Origin of the sequence: Lachnoanaerobaculum sp. OBRC5-5, from assembly GCF_000296385.1 — a bacterium.
Lineage (GTDB): Bacteria > Bacillota > Clostridia > Lachnospirales > Lachnospiraceae > Lachnoanaerobaculum.
Window position 1 is genome coordinate 2,720,372 of sequence record NZ_JH815185.1, and the last position, 13,424, is coordinate 2,733,795.

8 protein-coding genes are annotated in these 13,424 nt (G+C 33.6%); all 8 read left to right on the plus strand.

Features of this window, described 5'->3' with window-relative positions; translation table 11 throughout:
* Position 1 precedes the first annotated feature (1 nt).
* The 8 genes from HMPREF1135_RS12610 (at position 2) to HMPREF1135_RS12645 (ending at position 13,331) form a co-directional block, all read left to right on the plus strand.
* Positions 2–1,090: a type VII secretion protein EssB/YukC gene (locus tag HMPREF1135_RS12610; RefSeq protein ID WP_007595785.1), complete on the plus strand. Its 1,089-nt coding sequence runs from the start codon at positions 2–4 to the stop codon at positions 1,088–1,090.
* Positions 1,087–5,361, plus strand: a complete 4,275-nt coding sequence (gene essC, locus HMPREF1135_RS12615) for a type VII secretion protein EssC (protein WP_007595786.1) — start codon at positions 1,087–1,089, stop codon at positions 5,359–5,361. Before HMPREF1135_RS12610 ends, essC begins: the two co-directional genes overlap by 4 nt.
* A 24-nt stretch (positions 5,362–5,385) precedes the next feature.
* On the plus strand, positions 5,386–5,709 hold the full coding sequence (locus HMPREF1135_RS12620; RefSeq protein ID WP_007595787.1) for a hypothetical protein: 324 nt from the start codon (positions 5,386–5,388) through the stop codon (positions 5,707–5,709).
* Positions 5,710–5,718: 9 nt separating this feature from the next.
* The gene (locus HMPREF1135_RS12625) at positions 5,719–11,103 is read left to right on the plus strand and encodes a DUF6531 domain-containing protein (RefSeq protein ID WP_007595788.1); all 5,385 of its coding nucleotides are present in this window, start codon (positions 5,719–5,721) and stop codon (positions 11,101–11,103) included.
* On the plus strand, positions 11,103–11,675 hold the full coding sequence (locus HMPREF1135_RS12630; RefSeq protein ID WP_007595789.1) for a DUF5104 domain-containing protein: 573 nt from the start codon (positions 11,103–11,105) through the stop codon (positions 11,673–11,675). Before HMPREF1135_RS12625 ends, HMPREF1135_RS12630 begins: the two co-directional genes overlap by 1 nt.
* A gap of 17 nt (positions 11,676–11,692) precedes the next feature.
* Positions 11,693–11,998 carry a hypothetical protein gene (locus HMPREF1135_RS12635; RefSeq protein ID WP_034243215.1) on the plus strand — a complete coding sequence of 102 codons (306 nt, stop codon included), beginning with the start codon at positions 11,693–11,695 and terminating at the stop codon, positions 11,996–11,998.
* Positions 11,995–12,576 (plus strand): DUF5104 domain-containing protein, encoded by a 582-nt coding sequence (locus tag HMPREF1135_RS12640; RefSeq protein ID WP_007595792.1) that lies wholly within the window; start codon positions 11,995–11,997, stop codon positions 12,574–12,576. Before HMPREF1135_RS12635 ends, HMPREF1135_RS12640 begins: the two co-directional genes overlap by 4 nt.
* 176 nt (positions 12,577–12,752) lie before the next feature.
* Positions 12,753–13,331, plus strand: a complete 579-nt coding sequence (locus HMPREF1135_RS12645; protein WP_007595795.1) for a DUF5104 domain-containing protein — start codon at positions 12,753–12,755, stop codon at positions 13,329–13,331.
* The last annotated feature ends 93 nt before the right edge of the window (positions 13,332–13,424 follow it).

Here is a 13,424-nt window from a genome sequence, read left to right on the forward strand (position 1 = left end):
TATGGCAGAGGATAGAGATATAGAAATCAGAGTAAAAAATATAGATTTGAATATTGAAAAAGAGATAAGATTTCTTTTAGCAAATAAGAACAAGCATTTACTGAATTGTGAAATAGAAGAAACAGATGATGAATGCATTTTTAGATTTTGTAGTGATGGAATATACAGTTTTGATTCTTTAGATAAACTTAGCAAGGAAGATAAATACAGACTTTTAGTAAATGTAGCTGATATGGAAGAGCTTACTGAGGAATATTCATTCAGCATAGCACCCTCAAATCTTGTATTTGATATAAATCTTGTGCCAAAAGTACTTGTAAGAGATAAGAAAACTGAGTTTGGGAATTCCGACTTTTATGCATCATATAAAGCATTATCAGCATATATTCTCTATGAAAAGTATACATTTGAACAATACATTACGGGAAGTGTAAAATTGCCGGAAAAGAGCTTTTTAAAAAAAGTAGAAGATGTGAAAAGTCTGAGGGATGAATTGCTTGAAAGGTACTTGAAAGAGAAAAAGGTAAATACCGAAACAAAGATTCTTGTAAAAAAATCTGAATATAAGAAAATGAAGTACTTGATACCGATCACTATGATTATTGGAGCGGCTATACTCGTATATGGGATTTTTTTGCAATATGTAAGATTGCCATATAGGGATAAGATAATAAGTGCGTATGGAAGTTATATAAGTTCCGACTACATAAAAGTTGAAGATACTTTACAGGATATAAAGATAGAAAAGCTTTCTAAGGATGTAAAGTATATATTGGCAAGATCCTATATATTTACGGAAGGTTTGACAACTGAGCAAAGAGACAATTTACTTGAGTATACAGATATAAATATCGATATAAATATACTTGATTTTTGGATAGCGCTGGGAAGATGTGATTTTGCAGTTGCGGAGGATATAGCAAAAAAAATTGGAAATAATGAATTTTTACTTTTCACATATATTAAGCATAGTGCTTATTTAAAAGCAGATGTCACTATAACAGGAGAAGAAAAAGTAGATGCTATAAATGATCTTGATAAAAAAATAAAAGAATTGAGCGAATCAATGGAGGAACCTAAGCAAGAATGAATACCCTAATTCTTTATAATGATAAAAAATGCATTGAGATTTCATACCATAAAGATAATATTACAGAAAGTGATGCAAATGAGCTTGCAATTAACTATGGTATGAATAAAGTTTGCAAGAATATCGGATTTACTTTATTGGATTCAGAAAAAACAATAGATTATAAACATAGTCAAAATATGTTAAAAATAGGTACGGACAGCTTTTGTGATATTGTTTTGGAGAATAGAGAAAAGGTTCTAATTGTTATCGAAGAAGGTATTTTAAGAACGATATACGGGAAAGCATATGTAAATGGAGCATTATGCATTTTTGAAAAAAATACTATTCATGATGGTGACACTATATTTATTCCGGGAATAAAAATTGATTATTACAGTGACCATATATCTATAACAGGTAATACATTAGAAATAAAGTTAATACAGTCTTTGAATATAAATCCATATAGAAAGCTTGGGATAGAGTATAGAAGGTCACCGAGAATATATATGGAAATATCGACTGAATCTGTAGAAGTAAAGAAACCGCCAAGTAAGCCTGCCAAAGACAGGAATGCTATATTTAAAAGAATTGCAGCTCCATTTCTGACATTAGCCATTACAGTTGGAGTGGGTATACTTTTAAAAAGAGGTATATTTATATTAATGTCTGCCGGAATGATGGTTGCTACAATAATAGTATCCATAGTTACAGGAATACAAAGTACTAAAGATAGGAAAGAGCAGGAAGAAGAAAGGGTAAATAATTATAATAAATATTTACTGAATAGAAGAGGAATTTTATCAGGATTAAGAAAAAAACAAATAGAATCTCTAAGGTTTAACTATCCTGATATAAGATGTATAGAATTACTATGTGATAAATATTCAAACAGGATTTATGAAAGAGACAGTAATGATGCGGATTTTTTGAATATTTCAGTAGGAACTTCAGATATGAGCCCATCTTTTAAGATAAAGTATGAAGAAAATATGGATAATGCAGGTGAGACTCTATATGAGGAGATGCGGGAATTAGGTAAAACATTTTCCACAATAGAAAATCTTCCATATATTATAGATCTTAAAAAGACACATTTGGGTTTGATAGGTGAGAGGAAATATATTTATGAGATACAAAAGGCGATAGTAAGCGAATTGTGCTTCTTTCACAGTTATCATGATATGGAAATTATCCTTATAACAAATGATGCCGGAATGAAACAGCTTTCAGACCTGTTCTGGTATCCACATTTTAGGCTACATGGTGTGAATGTAAGTACATTGATTTCCACAGGAAATCATGCAGAGTTGGTTTTGGCATCACTTACAACTATTTTAAAAGAAAGAAAGTTGAAAACAGAGGAGGAAAGAAAGGATGTAAAATTCTTACCTCATTTTGTACTTATACTGGATGAACCGTCATTGGTTGTTAATCACAGTGTGATGGAGTATTTGCAGATGAGTGGAGAAAGACTTGGATTTTCTCTTATATACAGCGCAAGGAAGCAGGAAAGTTTGCCTGATTATATCAAAACTGTTATTAAGGTAGATGGAAATGAGTATGCAAAGATAGTTTTAAACCAAAATTTCCTTATGGATAAGGATATAAAGCTATATGATATGAAAAATATCGATATGGAAAAGCAGGCAAGGAGACTTGCGGCACTTAAGCATGTCAAAGGAGTATTTAGCCAAATACCGGAAAGTATAAGCTTCTTTGAGATGTTTAATATCAATATACTGGATGATCTGAATATAAAAGAAAGATGGAAAAGTGCCGCTATTTATAAGTCTATGGCAACACCTATAGGTGTTAGGGCAAAGGATGATATAGTGTTTTTAAATTTGCATGAAAAGGCACATGGACCACATGGACTTGTAGCAGGTACTACAGGATCGGGAAAATCTGAAATACTACAGACTTTGATTTTATCTTTGTCAGTAAACTTTTCACCGGAAGATATAGGCTTTTTGCTTATAGACTATAAAGGTGGAGGAATGGCAAATCTGTTTAAGGATCTGCCGCATTTGCTTGGTACTATTACAAACTTGGACGGTAGTGAAAGTATGCGTGCATTGGTTTCAATAAAAAGTGAGCTGGGAAGAAGACAAAGAGTATTTAATGAAGCCGGAGTAAATAATATAAATGAATACACAAAGCTGTATAAAGCAGGGAAAGTAATCATTCCATTGCCACATCTTTTGCTTATTTCAGATGAGTTTGCTGAATTGAAGCATGAGCAGCCTGAATTTATGGCAGAGCTTGTATCGGCATCCAGAATAGGTAGAAGTTTGGGTGTACATCTTATATTGGCAACTCAAAAACCGTCAGGTATTGTGGATGATCAGATTTGGAGTAACTCAAAGTTTAAGCTGGCATTGAAAGTCCAAGACGCTGCGGACAGTAAAGAAGTAATAAAAACTCCGGATGCAGCACAGATAACCAATCCCGGACGAGCTTATCTTCAAGTAGGAAATAATGAGGTTTATGAGCTTTTTCAGTCGGCATTCAGTGGTGCATACTTTGATGAAGAAACGGAGGGTGAAGGGTTTGATAAGAGAATTTATAGAATAAATGAATTAGGTCAAAAAGAGCTTATAAGTGATGATAGAAATATTGTGGAAAATAAAGCCACAACAACACAGCTTGCAGCAGTGGTTGATTATATTCAAAGCATCTATCAAGATGAGGAGCATGTGTTTATTGACAGAACATGGTTACCTCCATTGCCTGAAGTAATGATAAATCCGCATATAAATATTGATATGATAAAAAATCAGGTTGTATATTCGGATATGAGTGCGGATATAGGTGTAGTAGATATGCCTGAAAATCAAAGTCAGATGGAGTTTTCTCATAACTTTTTAGTCGATGGAAATATTGTGATATTCGGTTCACAAGGCGTCGGCAAGTCTGTCTTCTTAGCAAATATTGCTATGTCATTGTCATTAAAAAATAGAACAGAAAATTTGCACTACTATATTTTAGATTTTGGAAACTCAAGTCTTATTCAGTTGAAAGATCTGCCACAGACAGCAGATTATATAAGCTTTGAAGATGAAGAGAAGTTGACCAAACTTGTTAAGCTGTTGGAAGATGAGATAAAGCTTAGAAAAAGACTCTTTGCAAAAAGAAATGCTATAAGCTTTTCCAATTATAATGAGAAATCTACGGAAAAGCTGCCTGCAATAATTATCTTTATTGATAATTATGATGTAGTGAAAGAACTAAGTATAGATTTGGAAGGATTTATAAATAAACTCAGCCGAGACGGTGCAGGAATCGGAATATATATGGCGGTATCTGCTACCAGACAGGGAGCAATAAGATATTCTATTTTAAATAATTTCAAAAATAAGATTGCAGGCTATCTGTTTGATAAAACCGATGTTCTGGGAATAGTCGGAAGAAGCAAATATCAGTTACCTGAGATAAAGGGAAGAGCACTTATAAAGCTTGATGAGGTAAATATAATGCAGTGTTACACTCCTGTAGAGCTTGAAAATTATACTGAAAATATAGAAGCACTTATAGAAGAGCTTAACATGGCAAATCTCGGTAAAAAGCCGGACGGCATAAGGGTAATGCCTGAGATTGTAACTGTTGATATGGTATTGTCAGGCAGCGCAGACAAACCGGGTATAGGACTTGATACAGATGAGATAGAAGTGCAAAGCCTTGAATTATGTGGCAATATCCACATGGTAGTAGGTAAGGAAGGCACGGGAAAGACCAATGTACTTAAATTGATTTTGGAACAGCTAAAAGAAGCCGAGGTATACATTTGTGACAGCGTCGGAAGTGAACTTGGCAGAGAGTATAAGGACATGGCCAAGTTTTACTTCAATAATGAAGCTGATTCAGGTGCATTTTATAAGCTTCTTGAGGATGAGGTGAATCGAAGGGTAAGTGAGTATGAAAGAGTAAAAAATGATAAGAGTTTGAGAGAATTTTGTATGGAACTTACACAAGTGGTGATAGTGGTAGACGATATAGAAAGATTTATCAACCTGTGTAAAGACATAAGGACAGACTTGGAAAAACTCATTCCAAAGCTGTTAGACTACGGTATTTCCATAGTTGAAGCTGTGACTCTGAATGAACTTCGTGGTTTTGATGATCTTACAAAGAAGTTGAAGGATATCAATTCGGGTGTAGTACTTGGAATACCTGATGAACAGTCATTTATCCGTATGCCGGTAATCAGAAATTATAAGTTTGTTATAGGAACCGGATTTGTATTCAAAGGTGGAGATATTAAAAAGGTAAAAATACCTTTGGTTTAAAATTATTTTGATGGAGGAATATATATGAGCTGTAGATGTGGGGATATTAGACGATGCAGAACGGATATCAGGAAGATTAGAGCTGCAATTACTAAAATGGAAGGCTTGAGAGGTATAGACTCAACTATAAGGAGCGACCTTTCAAGTATCGGTGGAGATAATTCTATGTATATGACACCTTTTAATATTGGGAATATTGCAGAAACTGAAAGTCAGATGCATAGAGAGATAGAGTTGCAGACATCAAATATTATCAGTCGGTTAAGGGACGAAATAGATTATTTGAATGATGAATTGGAAGATATGAGAGACGAGGATTATGATTACCATCATAGAGATGACGATTAGGGGTGATTTATGGAAAATTTTGAAATAAAGAGAGCCAAGTTGCAGGAAGTACTAAATAAATTTAAAAAAATAAGTGATGACTTGGAAAAAATCGGTAATGACGTGAAAGCGGAGTATACAGAATTATTGGCTAATTACTGGACAGGAGAGAGTGCTAATCAATTTAGTACAAATTCTGATGCTTGGAGTAATAACTTGAACTGCTATAATGAAAGTGTCAAAGAATTGATAAATATTATAGAGTCTCAGGTAATACCGGGTGTCAACGATATAGATAATAAGGCAATAGGGATTGAAGGAGTAGTGGGAGGTTCGTATTCATCAGGATTAAGTGACAGTGTAGTACGTAGAGATAACTATATAGAAGTATTAAAATCTTGTATAAAGCATGTAATAGGGGAATATTATTCATATAAGAATACACTTGAAATTGTTGATGAAAAACTGTCTACACTTAATTTTAGTAATTTAGATGTATGTGGTGATATTAGCAGTGCAAAAAAAGATATTGATGACAGAACGGACAAGTTAAACGGACTGATATCAGCTTTGGAAGATTATGAGTCCTATGTGGACTGTTTTGAAGAAAGCATCTCAGCTTCTATCAGTAAAATAAAAGGCCCTGCATCTTGGGAGAACTTAAAAGCGGATAATCTTTTACAAATTGTATCACTGCTCGGTGCAAAAGGGCTTAAAGATTATGAATATGAAAAGAAGGCCGGTAATCTTATTCTTACTGTAAATGGTGAAAAGATTACATTATGTGCATATGGTGGAGACCCCATCAATATGTCTACAGGTAACTATGTATATGCAGGAGAATTCTTATCTCAAAAAGGATTGTTCCCTATTGCATTTAATATTACATATAATTCGATAGATAGAAATAATGCAAGTCTTGGAGTAGGCTTTTATTCAGATATTGACATGAAGATTGAGATAAGTGAATTAAAAGCTAAAATAACATATTCCGACGGCAGAAGAGAAGTATTCATCAAAGATAAAAAAGGCAGTTATATAAATATCAATGAAAATAGAGATACACTCCGAAAGCTTGGTAACAGGTATGAAGTTAAAATATTTGAGGGAGATACGCATATCTTTGATATAGACGGTAAGCTGATAGAAACAGATGACGGAAAAGGAAACACTGTTACCTATGCTTATGATGGAGAAAGGCTTATCAGTAAAAGAAGTAATTCAAATGAGTATATTGAATATCTGTATGAAGATAATAAAGTAGTCGAGGTTTGCGACAGCAATGGAAGAAGCATCAATTTATCATACAAGGATGACAATTTATCCTGTATAAAGAATGAATTAGGCAGGAGTATTTCATTTGAGTATGAGAACGGATTTATAACTAAACTTACTGATTATGAGGGCAAGGTAACTCTGGAAAACAGATATGATAAAGACGGAAGAATAACTTCACAACGATTTGCTGACGGCGTGGAACTTACCTTTAAATATGATAAAAACAGTGTAACATTTAATAACGGAGAGTCTGAAATTGTTTATTATCATGATGAGGGATATCGCACTGTAAAAATAACTGAAAATGGAGTCAGCAGTCTTCGAGAGTTTGATAAAGACGGACTATGTATATTTGACATAGATCGAAAAGGTAATAAAACAATATATGAATACAATTCGGATAAAAAGCTTACGAAAGTAGAATTGCCGGAGAATATAGTAGTTGAGCTTTCATATGACGGTATAGGATATTTAAACGGTATCAAAGTAAACGGTGAAGAAAGACTGAAGCAATTCAATGATGTGAAGGGAAATCCTGTAGAAATATTTAATGAGTCAAAAGACAGCTTTGATATTGTTTACAATGAGAACTCAAGACCTTTAAAGATAACCGCTCCGGATAAAAGTGTTATGAATATAAGCTATGACAGTAGTGGAAATGTAACTGAGATAGCAAATGATACAGTCAAAATGGTTGGATATGAATATGATGAGTTGAATCGAGTTGTAAGTATTGAAGACAATAATGGAGGGAAAAGACTTTATAAGTATAATGAGCTTGGAGATATCACAGAGGTAACAAATTCTTTTGGGGAGAAGAGAACATATAAGTATACAGCAAACAGGCAGGTGTCAAAATTAAAGGATTTTGACGGGAAAACCTATGAAGTAGAGTACAATAATATAAATTTACCAGTAAGGCTAAAAGATAAAAACGGAAATACTACAGAGTATGTATATGATAATATTAGAAGAATATCTCAGATAAAGCGAGCCGGTGGAGTGGAAAAATTTGAATATGACAAGAGGGGCAATATGACTAAAATGATTGCTCCTGACGGAAGTATGAAGAGATTTTCCTATGATGACAATAGAAATATTGTCAGTGTTACTTACCCAACAGGTCTAAGTGAGAATTATAAATATGATAAGTTAAACAGGTGCATCAGTAAGGAATTTTCTGACGGAGTGAAGTCTGATTTTGTTTATGATGGAGACAGACTTGTTGAGATAGCACTGCCAAGCGGAAGTATCAGATATGAATATGATGAATATGGAAGAGTGCTAAAGCAAACCTTGGATGATAATATCAGCGAAAGCTTTGTATATGATTCTATGAACAGGGTATTGGAGTATACCGATATATTTGGCAATGTATCAGGCTATGAATATAATCAGAACGGCAGAGTAAAAGCGGTTAATTTAGGTGATGATGTAAAATACATATATAATTATGATAAGCTTGGAAGACCTACAGAAGAAAGCCGACTGGCGGGCAATACGGAAAATAAGATTTATTATGCTTATGACGACTTGGGAAGAGTATCCGGAATAAGGACTGATACCGGTAGAGAAAATACTTATAGCTATGATAATGAAGGAAATATAACATCTATTAAAGACAGCATCGGAAATACAAACTATTTTAAATATGGTGTAGGAAATACACTTGAAAAAGTGGTTGACAGTGACGGTCTGGTAAGTGAGTACAGTTATGATAAAATGTACAATCTTGTAGGAATAAGACAGTACAAAAAAGATAATGAAAATGACTGTATGACAAGATGCTATCATAGAAACAATATGGGCAGAATATTTAAAATAGAAAATGCCGACAGTACTTATAAAACTATGGATTACAACAGTCTTGGACAAGTGGTGAAAAATATTGATGAAGACAGTTTTAAAACAGAGTTAAAGTACAATGAAGCAGGCCTTTTAACTTCGATGAAATGTTCTGACGGAAATTATGTAAACTATGAGTATGACGGCAACAGATTTTTGAAAGCCGTATCAGGAAGCTTCGGAACTATGAGCTTTGAAAGAGATAAGAAAGGCTTGGTGAAAAAGGCTTTAACTACAGACGGACACAGTATTACTTACGAATATGATAAGTTTGGAAGAACTGTGGCTATAGTATATCCTGACGGCAAAAAGGTAGGCTATTACTATGATAATAAAGGTAGACTTATAGAAACTGTTTCAGGAAATGAACATATCAGGTTGACCTATGACTGTTTGGGCAGACTTGAATCAAGAGAGTATAGTGATGGAAGCAAAACATGCTATGAATACAATGATATCGGAAGTCCGACAAAAATAACTCATATCAGTGATGAAAAAATCAATATGGAATATACTTATGCATATGATTTGGTAGGAAATAAGACAGGTATAAGTATCAATAGGAATGGCAGTGTAAAGGATTACAGTTATTCTTATGATGAGGTGGGAAGAATCACAAAAGTTGTATTGGACGGTAAAGTGCTAAGAGAATATAGCTATGATATCTTTGGAAACAGAACCGATAAAGTAGAATATTTCAAAGATGAAGTGATTACCACAAAATACATCTATAAGGGTGGAAAACTCGCAGAAGAGCGTATAGCTAAGAATAACAGTTTGATTCAAAAAAGGTATGAGTATGATAAGAGAGGAAATCTTATCAAGAAGTTTTCCGATGGTGAGCTTGAAACAGAGTACAAATACAACGGATTGGGACAACTTATAAGTGTCATATCCGGTAAAAATATTGTTACTTATGAATATGACGGACTTGGTCACAGAATCGGTAAGACAGAGAGCAATGGGAACGAGTCACACACTACAAGCTATGTAATTGATATCAGAAAAAAGATTGATAATATACTATGGCAAAACAGTGATGGAAATGAGAGAAGTTTTGTATGGGATATTCAACTGATATCAGAGGTGGAGGATGATAACAGCACCAATATCATATGTGATGAACTTGGAAGTGTAATACTTGAAGGGGATGAGCTTTTTGAGTACTCAGAGTTTGGAGAAGTGTTTGGAAGCAAACCAAAGAACTTCGGATTTGCCGGTCTCATGGTAGATGATATAAGTGGAAACTATCTTTCAGCTACAAGAATGTACGATGAAAATATGGGAAGATTTCTTGGAAAGGATAAAATCAAGGGAGATCTAAGATATGGATTTACCCAAAACGAGTATACATACTGCTATAATTCACCATTGATATTTGTTGACAGTACAGGAGAATCACCGGAAGCAAATGCACTTAGACGCAAGTATTTGGTTGAGGGTGCGCTGGACTTATGGTTATGTGCCAGCTTACCTGGAATATATGCTTTAAATAAAATAGTTACGGGTAGTTTAGGATACATTAACTGGGATAAAGCTTTAGATGATATTGTGAATTCGGGTTATAATTATTGGGAAAAGAGAGTTGCAGACATTGAAAAAGATTCTATATCAAAAGATGCACAAAGTAAAATGAAGAGTCTTCGAAAGTTTGCTGAAGATAGTGGGTTCAGTGATACATTTAATGAAATGACGAGGAGTAGTATTGCAGATATAGCACTTAATATTTTTGACTTTTATAAAGATGATAAAGGAGTTATTCATGCAATGAGTCTTTGTTGGCAGATGCATTTGGGATATAACAATTTTTATGATTTTGCATTTAATTCCCTTACATCTATGAATAGAGGAAAGTTTAAATTTGGAGATGGAGATGATGAGTTTACACTTTGGATGTGGAAAGGAGATTATTTTAACTTTGGAGCCGGAGGTGAAATAGGCATATACAAAGGTAACGACTGGAATGTAGATTGCTATACTAAGAGTAAACTTAAAATGAATTTGGATATAAGGCTAAAAGATGGAACACAGGTAATAGATTGGGATGCTAACGATTTATATCAGTGGTGGATAACAGGGTTTAATCCGGATAAAAGATTTCAAGATGTAAAGGCTGAGGATTTAGTAATGGTAGGAATGGTTGACTTTGATGAAGAAAGGTCTATGTGGAAACAGTTTGTACATACGGCAGAATTTGATGATCATAATGTAGATAAAATAAATGATAACTGGTGTCTTGATTTTGTACATCGCAATGCTGTAATGAAATGGGAAGGAGGAAATAAAAACTGATGAAAATTAAAATTAGTATATTATTTTTAATAGCATGCCTGCTTACGGGGTGTACGTCAGTAGTTGAAACTGTAAAATATATACATGATGCCGGTAAAATAGATAATTGTATATATGGTGATGCAAAAGTGGCGAATGAATATATCGAAAAGATAGTACAGGCTTTAAATACTAATGATAGGGAGCTTTTAGCAAGCCTGTTTCCTGAGCATGCAAGGAGTAAGATAGACCATTTTGATGAAAAGATAGACTATATTATTAGAGAGAATGAGATTTGGCCGGGTTCGATAATAAGATATAAGCTTAATGAAGATAATAATTATCAATCAAGTTCCGACATGGGAAAAGTACAAAAGGTTATATATGCTAATACTACTATAGAATTTGCAAAGCCGAAAGAGAATGAATATAAAAAATTTGATTTAAGCATTGGAATGGAAATAGTTACGGTAGATGATTTTAATGAGAACAATGTAGGGATATCCATATTTGCTATTGGGGAGGGTGATTTTAATAAGGATGAAGTGGATAAAGAAAAGGACGGATATGATATATATGCATTTGGACACTAATGATAGGAGATAAGAATATGGAAATTAAATCAAATATTGCCGGAATGGTAAATGCGGAGAATAATTATAATGTATTTAAGTATAGGCTAAATTTAAGCAGGGAAGATTTAGTGAGTATTCTAACAGATATTGATGATTATTGGATTGGAAGAAGTGGAGACAGCTTTAAATATATTTGCTGGTATTTAAAGATTTTGTTGGATACAGGATATGAAGAATTGACTGGACTAAAAAATGAAATTACTGATTCAAAGAAATATATATATGATAATGACTATAATCTTTCGAATCAGATACAAAGTAAGGAGCATATAAAAGTATGAAAAAAATAATATTTCTTATTATTGTATCAGCCCTTTTAATATCAGCCTGCTCAAGTGTTAAAAATACAGTGGACGGTGCAAAGAGTGAAATTACAAAAAATGATAAGCAGCCGCCTGAGGAGAAAGAATATAAAGACAAAGTGATTGCTGCGTTGGATAATCAAAATGCTGATGCTTTGAAGGCACTGTTTTCAAAGAATGCGAGAGAGAGCATAGAGGATATGGACTTTAAGATTGCATTACTGCTAAAGAGGTATAAGGGAAAGTCAAAGAGTGTCAAGTATGACAGAAATTTCCCGGTACTCACAGAAGACAAAGAAAAGGGAATAAAAAGGATTGAGACTTATTATGTTGTAAAGACAGATGGTGGTAATATAGATTTTATGTACCTTCAGGTTGTTGCCAAGGATGATGAGGATCCGGATGAGATAGGTATCAGCTCTATGATGTATTCACCTGAAATTTGGCAGATTACGATGGATGACAGCAACAGAGGATATTATCTGTGGGTAGACAATCCGTTTTGGGCTGACTTTGTCAATCCTGATGAGGTTATGACTACAGAGAGCAGTAGGTAGATCCTTTAGAACTCCTATGAAAATACATAGGAGTTCTGTTAATACACAAACAATACGGTAAGTAATATCAGATCGTAATTTTAATAAAACATTTAAATATAGTTTAAGAACTTAATGATTGCATGAATGGTTGATTTTGCTGAGGGAGAAATGTGGAAAGGAGGAAATACAAACTGATGAAAATTAAAATGTTGATGGGTATTTTAATATTAAGTTTACTTACAGGATGTAAATCAGTAGTTGAAACTGCAAGATATATACACGACGCTGATAAAATAGATAATTATATATATGGTGATGCAAAAGTGGCTAATGAATATATTGAAAAGATAGTACAGGCTTTAAATACTAATGATAGGGAGCTTTTAGCAAGTCTGTTTCCCGAACACGCAAGGAGTAAGATAGACCATTTTGATGAAAAGATAGACTATATTATTAGAGAAAATAAGTCATGGCCATGGCCGTCTTCCATAATAAGGTATAAGCTTAATGAAGATAATAATTATCAATCAAGATCAGATAGAGGTAAAATCTATAAAGAGGTATATGCTAATACTACTATAGAGTTTGCAGACCCTAAGGAGGGAGAATTATATAGATCAAGCTTAAAGATTGCTATGGTAATAGTACCTGTAGATGATTTTCATGAAAATAATGTCGGAATATCAATATTTGCGATTGGTGAGGGTGAGTTTATTAAGGATGATGTAGATAAAGAAAAAGATGGATATGATATCTATGCATTTGGGCACTAATGATTATAATCTTTCAATAAGGAAAAGTATAGAGCCCTTTTAATACACAAACAATATGGTAAGGCTTCAAAGAAGTTTAACGGAAAGGAAATA

Excerpts from the sequence above, each read along its gene's own strand:
- HMPREF1135_RS12625 (WP_007595788.1), top strand. The coding sequence starts at position 5,719 with ATGGAAAATTTTGAAATAAAGAGAGCCAAGTTGCAGGAAGTACTAAAT.
- HMPREF1135_RS12610 (WP_007595785.1), top strand. The coding sequence starts at position 2 with ATGGCAGAGGATAGAGATATAGAAATCAGAGTAAAAAATATAGATTTG.
- essC (WP_007595786.1), top strand. The coding sequence starts at position 1,087 with ATGAATACCCTAATTCTTTATAATGATAAAAAATGCATTGAGATTTCA.
- HMPREF1135_RS12635 (WP_034243215.1), top strand. The coding sequence starts at position 11,693 with ATGGAAATTAAATCAAATATTGCCGGAATGGTAAATGCGGAGAATAAT.
- HMPREF1135_RS12630 (WP_007595789.1), top strand. The coding sequence starts at position 11,103 with ATGAAAATTAAAATTAGTATATTATTTTTAATAGCATGCCTGCTTACG.
- HMPREF1135_RS12620 (WP_007595787.1), top strand. The coding sequence starts at position 5,386 with ATGAGCTGTAGATGTGGGGATATTAGACGATGCAGAACGGATATCAGG.
- HMPREF1135_RS12645 (WP_007595795.1), top strand. The coding sequence starts at position 12,753 with ATGAAAATTAAAATGTTGATGGGTATTTTAATATTAAGTTTACTTACA.
- HMPREF1135_RS12640 (WP_007595792.1), top strand. The coding sequence starts at position 11,995 with ATGAAAAAAATAATATTTCTTATTATTGTATCAGCCCTTTTAATATCA.